The following is a 12,641-nucleotide window of genomic DNA, read 5'->3' as shown; positions in this document are numbered from 1 at the left end:
ACCGAAATACTGAATGTGGGCCGTTGGGTGCAATTATACTCTGGTGTCGTCCGTCTGAGTCCCTAGTTGTGCGGCGACGAACCTATCGGCAGTCCGCACGACGTCGGCGACCGAGTTCGCCCGCAGCTTCTGCATCACCTGGGCGCGATGGGCAGCGCGCCGTGAGCCGCAGCCATCCAGGGCGAGCGCCATCGTTGCGATCAACGGCCCTGGTTCAATCCACCGTTTCGTATCACGGAACGAGCAAGACACGTCCCAGACGCGTGCGCCCTTCGGCATAGCCATGGGCTTCCGCGGCTGCGGCGAGCGGGAACCTGCGGTCCACCATCGCGTCCAGCTCCCCATTTGCCGCCTGCTCCAGCATGCGAGACACCGCTTGATAGACATCTGGCTTTTCGAATTGCGTCCCCATGAAGACGCCGAAAGGCAACTGGTTCGCCTGTAGCGCAGGCCAGAGATCAAGTTGAAGCTTCGATCCGCCCGCGTTGCCGACGAATACCAGTCGCCCCTCGGACCTCGGCACGGCCAAGGAGGTCCGCAGGGTCGCGCCGACCGGATCCACGACGAGATCGACGCCCCGCCCTTCCGTCAGACGCTTAAACTCTTCGAAAACGTCCACCGCACGATGATCGATCGCGTGGTCGAGGCCTCGCAGGAGCAGTTGTCCGGCTCGCTTTGAGCCGGAGACCGTTGCCAGCACGGTGGCCCCCGCTCGACGGGCAAGCTGGATGGCGACAACTCCGACGCCGCCGGCGCCCGCCTGTATGAGGACCGTCTCTCCACTTTTGAGCTCGCCGCGGGCGAAGAGACAGTGCTGGGCGGTCCCGAAGGCGATCGGCAGCGCAGCGGCGGCTGCTATGTCAAGCCGATCAGGCACCAGCCAGGTCCGGCTGGCGGCAACGGCGCGCAGCTCGGCATGCGATCCCGACAGATCGAAGCTGGTCACCTTCTGCCCGATATGACGGGCGCCGACATCGTAGCCCACGGCAATGACTTCACGAGCGGCCGCATAACCGCCGACATAACCGGGGTGCGGTGGCGGCGAGGATGCCCGGTTGATCAGGTCGCCACCTTCAATGGAAACTGCCTGAACGCGGATAATGACACCGTTGGCTGGACATGCTGGATCAGGAACGTCCGCCTAATGCAGGACGTCAGCTGCTCAGCGTCGGTCGTAGATGGCTGCTTTCATAGCCTCCTCGATCAGATCCCGTCGCATCCGGTCGGTCTAGCGGTTTGGTGTGCCTAGGTGTTCAGTCCCAGCATGTCATGGCTTGGCTGACGAACGAAGAGCTCTGGCTTTTCGACGCTGATGGTTTTGATGGCCTCGAGTGGCGTTTTGAAGCGGAGTGCCTTTAGCTGTTTGGCGTAGTTGTAGGCGAGCAGCCAGTCCCGGACGTGGCGTCGCAGGTCGTCGATCGAGGCGTAGTGGAAGGCGCGGACGGTCGCCTCCTTGATCGTGCGGACCATCCTCTCGGCCTGGCCGTTGGTCCACGGATGATAAGGCTTGGTGAGCCTGTGCTCGACGCCGCGCTCGGCACAGACCCGCCCAAAAACATGAGCGACAGAGCCGCACTCGGCCTTTTTGTCGTGCTGGACGAACTGAACACCGTTGTCGGTCAGCACGGTGTGGATCCGGTAGGGAACGGCCATGAGCAAAGCCTTGAGAAAGCCGGCCGCGACCAGCTTCGTCGCCTTCCGGTATATCCGGGCGAAGACGAGCTTGGAGGTCCGATCGACCGCCACAAACAGGTAGGCCTTGCCGCCCTCGTAGCGCAGTTCGGCAATGTCGATGTGGAAGTAGCCGATCTCGTAGGCCTTGAACCGTTTGGGCTTCTCGCGGTCGGCCTTCGGCAGGCGGGAGATGCCATGGCGCTGCAAGCAGCGATGCAGCGACGACCGCGTCAGATGCGGGATGACGTCCTTCAGCGCGACGAAGACGTCGTCCAGCGGCAGACGGGCCTGGACGCGCAGCGCCACGATCGCGGCCTCCTCAATCGCGGAAAGAACTGAGCTACGTCGCTCCTTAGGGCCCATCGGCTCGTCCTCGACCACCGCGCGCGACCGCCACTTCCTCACGGTCTTCTCGTTGATCCCGAAGCGCCTTGCGAGCTTCGCGGACGAAGCTTGCGATCGCTGTAGCTCCGCTCGAACGGTGTGCGTCGTCTTGGCGCTCCCGTGAAGAACCTGGCCCATAGCGCGTCCCTCTCCAACGGCGACAAAGATACGCCATCACACTGCGGGACTAAACACCTAGGCCGCATCGCGCTCTTCACCAGCAGCGCCCGCCGTGACCTATTTCCCAAGCGGATCGCGCCACCGTCGATGCTGCGCGTTAAAGGTGCCGACCGAGAAAAACCCGGATGAACTGAGCTATTTCGTTAGCGTGCGTCTCGAGCGCGAAGTGGCCGGTGTCGAGCAGATACACCTCGGCATGCGGCAGGTCGCGCTTATAGGCTTCGGCGCCGGCCGGGATGAAAGCCGGATCGTGCCGGCCCCAGACTGCGAGGAAAGGCGGCTGATGATCACGAAAATACGCCTGGAACTCGGGATAACGCTCCAGATTGGTGCGATAGTCTCGAATGAGATCGAGCTGGATGTCTTCGGCTCCTGGCCTGGCCATCAAAGCGATGTCGAGCGTGTATCCGTCGGGGCCGAGGCGGCGCGGATCGGTGCCGGTACGATACTGCCAGTTCTCGATCACGTCTGCGGAAAGCGATGCCCTGCAGGCCTCGCGGTTCTCCGCGCTGTCGTCGCGCCAATAGGCTTGCCACGGTTCCCACTCGTCGCTGAAGCCGTCCAGATAGGCGTTGCCGTTCTGGCTGATCAGCGCCGTCACGCGTTCAGGATGCGCGGCCGCCAGCCTGTATCCGACGGGCGCGCCATAGTCGAAAACATAGAGCGCATAGCGGTCTAGCTTCAGGGCTTGCGTGAAGCCCTCTATAACTTTGGCCAGATTGTCGAAGGTGTAGTTGAACTCGCCACGCGCGGGGGCCTTCGTGCGGCCAAAGCCTGGCAGATCCGGCGCGATCACGCGGTAGCGGTCGGCAAGCAGCGGCATGAGCTCGCGAAACATGTGGCTGGACGTCGGAAAGCCGTGAAGCAGGAGGAGCGTCGGCGCATTCGTCGCACCGGCCTCCCTGTAGAACACATCAACATTGCCGACCTTTTGGGACTTGTAGCTGACCGTCATCGCCGCGTCCGATCGTTTGGCCGCCGTATGGGCCCGTCCCAACGGCTTCATGTCATAAATACTACCGATCGGTCGTTTGTAAAGAGGGGAGCAATCTGTTAGTGCCTGTTACGGCATCGCACTCGATCTTGCGGCAGTGGCGCAGACCGTTATCCAGGTAGCATCATGAAGGTCACGAAGGATGAGATCGTCGCTGCTGCGCGGCATCTGTTTCGCGAGAAGGGATACGCCGGCGCCTCGATGCAGGACCTTGCAAGTCTCGTCGGCTTGCGGAAGGCCTCCCTCTACATGCGTTTCCCCAACAAGGAGGCGCTCGTGCCCGAGGTGCTCGCGCTGACGCTTAGGGACACTTTTCCCGACGCACGTCTCATGACTGGTCCCTGGCAGGTCGCCTATGAAGCAGCTATCCGAGGAATTGCTGCCAATCTCTCGACAGGCAAGCGCTGCGTCGGCCTGCACCTTGCCTATGGCGTCGGTGACGACACTCCCGTTGCGAAGGAGGCCGTCCGGGAATTCTTCCAGTCAATGCGAACTTTCTTGAGCGATATTCTGGCCAGAGCCATGCCTCGGGAAACCGCCGACATAGTCGCTGCCGATGCGCTCATTCGATTGGAGGGCGCGACACTGCTGATCACGGTCTTCGACGATACCGAGACGATGCAACGGACCGCGCGAGCGGTAATCAAGGACGCGACCGAAGCGGCGTGGGCGGCGCGCTGAGACGTAGCGCTTGCCTTGGATGCCCTTAACGCCAACGACGACTGCCTAGTCCGTGCGCAGCCGCCTCATCGCCGGGTACGAATGAAGCGCTTAAAGCCGGTCCGACGCGACAGGATCGGAACTTGAGCTGCCGTTGGCAAGCGAATTGGTACCCTTAAGAGACGTCCGTGTCCCCCGCCCGAGCCCCGAGCCCGAGAGGGACCAGACGAGCAGGCTTCAAAACATCAAGCATCAGCTTCGGTCCGATTTGTGTTACCCAGTCAACGGATAGGGGCCACTTCTGGGCCGGTCGTGCATGGCGATGTGCGAGGTTTTGTGAGCGCGAACAAACTGATGCCCGGCGGGCTCTCGCCGCTGGCATCGCCGCCAGCCAGGAGCCAGTTGCGGTTGGCGGCGTGCCTGTCGGCCCTGCTGATCGGCGCGCTGCTCGTGGCCGCGCCCTACGCGCGCCAGCCCACCGTCAACACCGAGGCTCTGCTGCCCGCCTATGCTTCAGCCGTGTTGGTCGTCGAGCTGCTGACGTCGGCGCTGCTCATGGCACTGTTCTCCATGCATCGTTCCCGGCCGATGCTGCTGCTCGCGGTCGGTTATCTGTTCTCGGGTGTCATGGCAGTGCCGTGGGCGCTGACCTTTCCCGGGGTGTTCGATGAGCTGATGCTTGGAGACGCCCTGCAGAGCACAGCTTCAATTGCGGCGATTAGGCGCCTGGGTTTTCCGCTCTTCGTCATCGGCTATGCGGTGCTGTCCGATCGCAAATTTCCGCCGGGTGCCGCGAGAAGGATCATCCTTCTCAGCATCGCCGGCGTCCTGACGATCGTGAGTCTAGTGACACTGGTCATCGTCTCGAACGACGATGCACTACCGAAATTCATGGTCGATGCACGCAATGTCAGCGGGCTTTGGCACTTCGTGCCTGCGACGGCCATCGGGCTTTATTCAATCGGCCTGGTGACGCTCGGCCTGCGCCGGCGCTCGATGCTCGACATCTGGCTGATGGTCGTCCTGTTTACCCTCCTGATCGAGGTCATGCTGATCTCCTATATCAGCGGGGGCATCCGTTTGAGCGTTGGCTGGTGGGCGGGGCGATTCTATGGATTGGCTTCCGCCAGCCTCGTGTTGCTCGTTCTGTTGTCGGAGGCGACCACGGTCCATGCCCGCCTGGCGCTCTCGGTCCTCGCCGAACGGCGAGCCCGCCAGAACCGGCTGACTGCGATGGAAGCACTTTCGGCGTCGATCGCGCACGAGATCAACCAGCCGCTAGCCAGCATGGTGACGAACGCTTCGGCCGGGTTGCGCTGGCTTGAGCGCGATCAGCCGCGTATCGACAAGGCACAGGCGGCTTTGGGCCGGATCGTTTCGGAAGGTCACCGCGCCAGCAAGGTCGTCACCGGCATCCGCACCATGTTCCTTAAGGGGGCCCAAGAGCGTGAGCCGCTCAATCTCAACGATCTCATCGCAACTGTGCTGGCGCAGTGTGAGACTGAAGCCCGGCTCGGCCGCATCACCGTCTCGACAGCTTTGGCGAACGACTTACCTCACGTTGTCGGCAATCCGCTGCAGTTGCAGCAGGTGATCACCAATTTGGTTGATAATGCCATCGATGCCATGCGCGGCATCACGGACCCGCGCCAAATGCGCGTTACCACTCAGTGCCATGAGTTCGGCGAGGTGCTCGTCATAATCGCCGACAATGGGGCGGGTTTGGCCGCGATCGAGAAGGATCGTATATTTGATCCGTTCTACACGACCAAGCCGGATGGGATGGGCATGGGCTTGATGTTCTGCCGCACTGCTGTTGAGGCACATGGCGGACGACTCTGGGCGTCGGACAATGCGCCGCATGGAGCAGTATTCCAGTTTACGCTGCCTGCCTCTTTAGCGAAGCCAAACGATTCGGAGCTGGTCCGATGAGCAAGAATGGCTCCATCGTCTTCGTCGTCGATGACGATCCCGCAATGCGGATGTCGCTCGAAAGCCTGCTGCAGTCAGTTGGCCACACGGTTGCGGCCTTCGAAACCGCGCGTGAATTTCGCATGGCTCCGCGTCCGGACTTGCCGAGTTGCCTGGTGCTCGACGTCAGGCTGCCGGGGCAGAGCGGGCTGGAATTCCAGCGCGAAATCGGCCGCACCGCTAGTCCGCCCCCCATCGTCTTCATCACCGGGCATGGCGATGTGCCGATGTCGGTCGCCGCGATGAAGGCGGGTGCGGTCGAGTTCCTGACCAAGCCTTTCCGCGATCAGGATCTGATCGACGGCGTGCACCGCGCCATCGAGCTCGACCGGCGCCGGCGCGCCAAGGCGGCAATGCTGGGGGAGCTGCGCGAGCGCGTCGCGACGATGACGCAGCGCGAGCGCGAGATCCTGCCGCTCGTCGCGGCCGGCCGGATGAACAAGCAGATCGCCCAGACGCTCCAACTCAGCGAGGTTACGGTGAAGGTCCATCGCGCGCAGGTGATGCAAAAGCTCAAGGCGAACTCGGTGGCAGACCTCGTCCGGATCGCAGACAGGCTCGCCGCTATTGAACCCGAGGCTCAGATAGACGACACTATCGTATAATTGCTCCAGCGCATCCGCATCTCCCATGCTTGGCGCACTTGAACCCGGCGGTGGATCACGATCTAGCCGGATGCGCTGAGGCTAAGCCGTAACGGATGCCTGCTATTCTCCCGATCGCGGTGGTCGACGACGACGCCTCGGCCCGCGTGGCGATGGTCGATCTGATCATGGCCATGGGCTTCACGGCGATCGGCTTTCCAAGCGCGGCCGCCTTCCTCGGCTCCGATCAATTCATCCATGTGTGCTGCCTGATCGCGGATATGCGCATGGCCGGAATGAGCGGCCTCGAACTCTGCCGGCGCATCGCCGCCTCCGGCAGAACGCTCCCCACCATTCTGATGACGGCATACCCCGATCACGCGACCCGCGTGTTGGCGCAGGAGATCGGGGTCAGATTTTATCTGACTAAACCGTGCAATCCCGATGAGCTGCTGCAAGCACTGCGCTCGACCCTTGCCGGCTGACATCGGCCGAAGCCCATATCCCAACGCACAGGGTACGGGACACCTCAGGATAATTGTCCCGACCTACCGTCCATTCGTAAAACCTCATCGCCGTTCGCAATATGGCGATGGACGAGAAGGCGCTGGCCGCGAGAGCGCTGCTCGAAATTCTGGCATCCCGTCGAGGCTAGAACCAAGACGTCTCTCCCCAATTGCGGGAGAGAGTATCATAGGGCGCCTGCCGCTTACGCTTGCGTCGCGGCGGGACGCTGCGGTCCATCGTGAAAGGCGACGTTTCGCGTATTCCGATGCAGGAAGCGCATTCCGAAGTCGCCTCCCAAGGAGATATCCCGTGTGCCGCTTCCTGGCCTACCGGGGCAAGCCGGTCCTGATGTCGGATCTGGTGTGCGCCCCTGCCCATTCTCTCGTCCAGCAGTCCCTGCATGCTCACGAGGCGAAGACAGAGATAAACGGCGACGGTTTCGGCTTGGGCTGGTACGGGGAGCGTGAGACGCCCGGTGTCTTTCGCGAGGTCCGCCCCGCATGGTCTGACGAGAATCTCCGGTCACTCTGCGAACAGGTCCGCACACGGCTATTCTTCGCCCACGTTCGTGCCGCGACTAGTGGGACGGTCGCCAGGGCCGCCTGTCACCCGTTCGCCTATGGACGTCACCTGTTCATGCACAACGGTCAGGTCGGCGGCTATGAGCGGATCAGGCGGCGGCTCGAGAGCCACATACCGGACGCACTCTACGCCCACCGGCAGGGGACAGGTGACACAGAGGTTCTCTTCCTAATCGCGCTGGCTCAGGGGCTTGCTGACGACCCCATCGGGGCCGTGCAACGAACTCTCCGGCTCACCGTCGATGTCATGACGGAGGCAGGCATCCGTGAACCCCTCAGGTTCTCGGCTGCATACACGGATGGGTGTTCGATCCATGCGTACCGTTGGTCAACGGACTCGAGGCCGCCGACCCTCTACTACCGAGATGGGACCTCTGGCCTTATCGTGGCGTCGGAACCGTTCGACAACCAAACGGTCGGATGGAACGCGATCCCAAAGAACGCGGTTCTATCGGTGCATGGGGATGGCTCATTAACCATCCAACCGATGCGAGTGCATCCGAACCGGGTTGGAGACGTCACAAGCCGGCCTGCTGCGGCAGGAGCAGCCCAAACACATTAGGGTTAGTCCACTTCTACGGGGTCATGCCACGTCATCGATGCCCCCGCCGTCACGTCCGTAATGGGGGGCACAAGGGTAATGTGGCACAAGGGTAATCCGGTCCACCTTCGACACATCCAATGATGGCGCGCGATCGGACGGGTGTCACATGGGGCTGATCTCGCCACTCGGCCTGCGAGGCGATGGTTGGTCTGATACGGGCTTTAGGCTTCGTGGCGGTCGGTTATCCGAGCGCGGCTGCCTTCCTCGGCTCTGAACACTTTCTCCATGCATGCTGCCTGATCGTGGACATGCGGATGGCCAGCATGAGCGGCCTCGAGCTCTGCCGCCACATCGCCACCTCCGGCCGGGCGCTGCCCACCATTCTGATGACGGCATACCCCGATCACGCGACAAGGGTGTTGGCTCAAGAGATCGGGGTCAGATTCTATCTGACAAAGCCGTGCAATCCCGATGTTCTACTGAAAGCACTGCGCTCGACCGTTGCCGACTGACATCGGCCCAAGCGCCTATCCCAATGCACAGTATACGGGACACCTCAGGATAATTGTCCCGACCCACCGCCCTTTCGTAGAAGCTCATGGCTGTCAGTGAGCTGTCGAGACGAGAACGCGAGCGCCCTGGATCCTATTTGCTGGCGTTAGTGACCTCGGTTTGTGAGACGGACCATTTCTCGCGACCGGCGTCACGACGACTGACACTTCCGACAATCCATCCCCTCGTGTCCCTTTACCGGAGTCATCCACATGCCAACCGCTGTCGCCGCTCCCGGCAAGGCTCTTCTCTCGCCGCAGGACCACGCGCTGATCCTGATCGACTTCCAGTCGCAGATGTCCTTCGCGACCAAGTCGATCGACGCCGTCGCACTGCGCAACAACGCCGCTCTGATCTCGCATGCCGCCGCCGGGTTCGGCGTCTCGACGATCCTGACCACGGTCGCCGAGAAGAGCTTCTCAGGCCCGATGTTCGGCGAGATCACCGAGGCCTTCCCAGGCCAAGCGCTGCTCGACCGAACCTCGATGAATACCTGGGAGGATGCTGGCGTTATCGACAAGGTCAACGAGATCGGCAAGTCACGCATCGTGCTGGCCGGGCTCTGGACCAGCGTCTGCATCGTGGGCCCTGCCCTATCGGCGCTGGAGCAAGGTTTTGATGTCTACGTCATTGCCGACGCCTGCGGCGACGTCTCGACTGAGGCGCATGAGCGCGCCATGGAACGCATGATCCAGGCCGGCGCACGGCCGATGACCGCCTTGCAATACCTGCTCGAACTACAGCGCGACTGGGCCCGCACGGGGACCTACGACCTGACCACCGGCATCGCCAAAAAGCTCGGCGGCGCCTACGGACTCGGCATCGTCTATGCCAAGACCATGTTCGGCGCTCAGGAAGGTCACTGAGCCATGCCGACGATCACCACGAAGGACGGCGTCGCGATCTTCTTTAAGGACTGGGGTCCGAAGGATGCCAAGTCGATCATGTTCCATCACGGCTGGCCGCTGAGCGCCGATGAATGGGACAACCAGATGCTCTTCTTCCTGTCGAAGGGCTATCGCGTCGTTGCTCATGACCGGCGCGGCCACGGGCGCTCGGAACAGGTTGCCGATGGACATGACATGGACCATTACGCCGCCGACGCCTCCGCGGTCGTCGAGCATCTTGACCTGCGTGGATCGGTCCATATCGGCCATTCCACCGGCGGCGGAGAGGTCGCCCGCTATGTCGCGAGGCATGGCGAGCCGCAGGGACGGGTCGCTAAGGCGGTGCTTGTCAGCGCCATCCCACCGCTGATGGCGAAAGCCGAATCCAACCCGGGCGGGCTGCCGATCGCGGTCTTCGATGGATTGCGCAAGGCACTCGCCGATAACCGCGCACAGTTCTTCCTCGATCTGCCGACCGGTCCATTCTACGGCTTCAACCGGCCGGGCGCGACGGTCTCCCAGGGGGCCATCCAGAATTGGTGGCGCCAGGGCATGAGCGGCGGTGCCAAGGCGCATTACGACGGCATCAAGGCCTTTTCCGAGACCGACCAGAGCGAGGACCTAAGGGCAATCACCGTACCCACGCTGGTGCTGCACGGCGAGGACGATCAGATCGTGCCGATCGCCGCTTCGGCCCACCTCTCGGTCAAGCTGCTCAGGAACGGCACGCTCAAGACCTATCCGGACCTCTCGCACGGCATGCTGTCCACCCACGCCGACCTAATCAACGCGGACCTCTTGGCCTTCATCGAAAGCTGATCGGCAGGGGGCCGTTTTGGCCGGCCAATTATGGCGGAGATTGGAGGGCACAATGAAGCTGTACCTGATGGCGCTCAGTGCAGGCCTGCTGGTCGGCGTGATCTACAGCCTGCTCAACATACGCTCGCCAGCGCCACCGATCGTGGCGCTGATCGGACTGCTCGGCATTCTTGCCGGCGAGCAAATTGTCCCTGTCGCAAAGCGCTTGATGGCCGGCGAAAAGCTCAGCCTCGGCTGGCTTAGAAGCGAATGCGGCGAGCATGTCTTCGGGGCCTTGCCCGCTCGCACCGCTCTTAACGATCGCGCGAGCGACTCCGGAGGCACACCATCATGAACCCGACACGCAGACAGACGGCGCTTGGTGGCGCAGCGGGCGCACTTTCGGCCCTTATCAGCGGATCGACCGCCGCCCAGACTGCCGGTTCAGGAGCGATTGCCATGATCGCAGACCTTATTCTTGTAAACGGCCGCTTCACCACGCTCGACCAGACAAACCCAAACCCGCAGGCCGTCGCCATCGCGGGAGGGCGCTTCATCGGCACCGGTTCCGAGCCGGAGATGCGGGCGCTTGCCGGTCCCGCCACGCTGGTGGTCGATCTCGGCGGCCGCCGCGCGGTGCCGGGACTGATCGACAGCCACATGCACATCATCCGCGGCGGGTTGAACTACAATATGGAGCTGCGGTGGGACGGGGTGCGCTCGCTCGCCCAGGCCATGGAGATGCTGAAGAAGCAAGTCGCCGTGACGCCGCCGCCGCAATGGGTGCGCGTCGTTGGCGGCTTCACCGAGCATCAATTCGCCGAGAAGCGTCTGCCGACACTGGACGAGATCAACGTGATCGCGCCGGACACGCCGGTCTTCATCCTGCATCTTTACGACCGGGCTTTGCTCAACGGGGCCGCCCTGCGCGCAGCCGGCTATACCAAAGACACGCCCAATCCGCCGGGCGGCGAGATCCAGCGCGACAATGCCGGCAACCCGACAGGCCTGCTGCTGGCCAAGCCCAACGCCACGATCCTCTACTCGACCCTGGCCAAGGGCCCCAAGCTGCCGCCCGAGTACCAGCTCAACTCCACCCGGCACTTTATGCGTGAGATGAACCGGCTCGGCGTCACCACGGTCATCGACGCCGGCGGCGGCTTCCAGAACTATCCTGACGATTACGCGATCATCGAGAAGCTGCATGCCGAGGGACAGCTTACCCTTCGGATCGCCTACAACCTATTTACCCAGAAACCGAAGGAGGAGTTGGCCGACTTTGCTGGCTGGGCCAAGCAGGTCAAGCCTGGACAGGGTGACGATCTCTACCGCCATAACGGCGCCGGGGAGATGCTGGTCTACTCGGCCGCCGATTTTGAGGACTTCAAGTTCGAACGGCCGGAGATGCCGCCGTCGATGGAGGGGGATCTCGAGCCTGTGGTGCGGCTGCTGGCGGAGAACCGCTGGCCCTGGCGTCTTCATGCCACCTATAACGAGACGATCACGCGGGCCCTCGACGTCTTCGAGAAGGTCAATCGCGACGTGCCGCTGCAGGGCCTGCACTGGTTCTTCGACCATTGCGAGACCATCAGCGACCGAAATATCGACCGCATCGCCGCGCTCGGCGGCGGCATTGCTGTGCAACACCGGATGATGTTCCAGGGCGAGGATTTCGTCGAGCGCTACGGCGCCAAGGCGGCCGAGCGCACGCCGCCGATCGCGCGCATGCTGGAGGCCGGCGTCCCGGTCGGCGCCGGCACGGATGCAACCCGCGTCGCAAGCTACAACCCCTGGGTCTCGCTGGCCTGGCTCGTCACCGGCAAGACGCTGGGCGGCCTCAAGCTCTATCCGCAGCGCAACCTGCTCGACCGCGAGAGCGCGCTCCGGCTTTGGACGCAGGCCAATACCTGGTTCTCGACCGAGGAAGGCAAGAAGGGCCAGATCAAAGCCGGCCAGCTTGCCGACCTTGTCGTGCTCGACCGCGACTATATGAACGTGCCGGAAGACGAGATCCAGGACATCGAGAGCGTGCTGACGCTGCTCGGCGGCAAGGTCGTCTTCGGCGCCGGCGATTTTGCACCGATGAGCCCACCGTTGCCGCCGGTGATGCCGGACTGGTCGCCGGTCAGGAGCTTCGGCGGTTACCAGAAGCGCGCCGCGCTGGACGACCGCAAATACGCATTCGCGGCGTCGTGCGGCTGCGCCAGCGCCTGTGGCGTCCATGGCCACGCTCATGCAACCGCACTGACCGCGGCGGCGCCGGCCCGCGATGAAGGCGCCTTCTGGGGCGCGCTCGGATGCTCGTGCTGGGCCTTCTAAGCAGTA

Annotated in this window: 13 protein-coding genes; 10 read left to right on the top strand and 3 right to left on the bottom strand. The window is 62.8% G+C overall.

Features of this window, described 5'->3' with window-relative positions:
• Positions 1–232 precede the first annotated feature (232 nt).
• The 3 genes from AXW83_RS06465 to AXW83_RS06455 form a co-directional block, all read right to left on the bottom strand.
• Positions 233–985 (bottom strand): quinone oxidoreductase family protein, encoded by a 753-nt coding sequence (locus AXW83_RS06465; protein ID WP_236841839.1) that lies wholly within the window; start codon positions 983–985, stop codon positions 233–235.
• 260 nt (positions 986–1,245) lie between these two features.
• On the bottom strand, positions 1,246–2,196 hold the full coding sequence (locus tag AXW83_RS06460) for an IS481 family transposase (protein WP_066611647.1): 951 nt from the start codon (positions 2,194–2,196) through the stop codon (positions 1,246–1,248).
• 139 nt (positions 2,197–2,335) lie between these two features.
• Positions 2,336–3,193, bottom strand: coding sequence for an alpha/beta fold hydrolase (locus tag AXW83_RS06455; RefSeq protein WP_066611644.1), 858 nt, complete (start codon positions 3,191–3,193; stop codon positions 2,336–2,338).
• Between the two features lie 165 nt (positions 3,194–3,358).
• Between AXW83_RS06455 and AXW83_RS06450 the strand changes: the two genes are divergently transcribed.
• From AXW83_RS06450 to AXW83_RS06405, 10 genes are all read left to right on the top strand, one after another.
• Entirely contained in the window at positions 3,359–3,913 is a 555-nt protein-coding gene (locus tag AXW83_RS06450; RefSeq protein ID WP_066611643.1) for a TetR/AcrR family transcriptional regulator, read from the top strand.
• Positions 3,914–4,228: 315 nt separating this feature from the next.
• Entirely contained in the window at positions 4,229–5,824 is a 1,596-nt protein-coding gene (locus AXW83_RS06445; RefSeq protein ID WP_236841838.1) for an ATP-binding protein, read from the top strand.
• Positions 5,821–6,468 (top strand): response regulator transcription factor, encoded by a 648-nt coding sequence (locus tag AXW83_RS06440; protein ID WP_066611641.1) that lies wholly within the window; start codon positions 5,821–5,823, stop codon positions 6,466–6,468. Before AXW83_RS06445 ends, AXW83_RS06440 begins: the two co-directional genes overlap by 4 nt.
• Positions 6,469–6,620: 152 nt before the next feature.
• A complete protein-coding gene (locus AXW83_RS06435; RefSeq protein ID WP_236841837.1) occupies positions 6,621–6,932 on the top strand; it encodes a response regulator transcription factor in 312 nt (103 codons plus the stop codon).
• Positions 6,933–7,263: 331 nt separating this feature from the next.
• On the top strand, positions 7,264–8,097 hold the full coding sequence (locus AXW83_RS06430; RefSeq protein WP_082766985.1) for a class II glutamine amidotransferase: 834 nt from the start codon (positions 7,264–7,266) through the stop codon (positions 8,095–8,097).
• A 182-nt stretch (positions 8,098–8,279) separates the two neighbouring features.
• Entirely contained in the window at positions 8,280–8,591 is a 312-nt protein-coding gene (locus AXW83_RS06425; RefSeq protein ID WP_066611638.1) for a response regulator, read from the top strand.
• Positions 8,592–8,843: 252 nt separating this feature from the next.
• Positions 8,844–9,497: a hydrolase gene (locus AXW83_RS06420; protein ID WP_066611636.1), complete on the top strand. Its 654-nt coding sequence runs from the start codon at positions 8,844–8,846 to the stop codon at positions 9,495–9,497.
• A 3-nt stretch (positions 9,498–9,500) separates the two neighbouring features.
• Positions 9,501–10,337, top strand: coding sequence for an alpha/beta fold hydrolase (locus AXW83_RS06415; protein ID WP_066611634.1), 837 nt, complete (start codon positions 9,501–9,503; stop codon positions 10,335–10,337).
• Positions 10,338–10,389: 52 nt separating this feature from the next.
• Positions 10,390–10,671: a XapX domain-containing protein gene (locus tag AXW83_RS06410; protein ID WP_066611633.1), complete on the top strand. Its 282-nt coding sequence runs from the start codon at positions 10,390–10,392 to the stop codon at positions 10,669–10,671.
• Positions 10,668–12,635: an amidohydrolase gene (locus tag AXW83_RS06405; protein WP_082766984.1), complete on the top strand. Its 1,968-nt coding sequence runs from the start codon at positions 10,668–10,670 to the stop codon at positions 12,633–12,635. Before AXW83_RS06410 ends, AXW83_RS06405 begins: the two co-directional genes overlap by 4 nt.
• Positions 12,636–12,641: the final 6 nt, after the last annotated feature.

The organism is Bosea sp. PAMC 26642 (assembly GCF_001562255.1).
Classification (GTDB): domain Bacteria; phylum Pseudomonadota; class Alphaproteobacteria; order Rhizobiales; family Beijerinckiaceae; genus Allobosea.
This window is presented reverse-complemented; position numbering and strand designations above follow the sequence as displayed.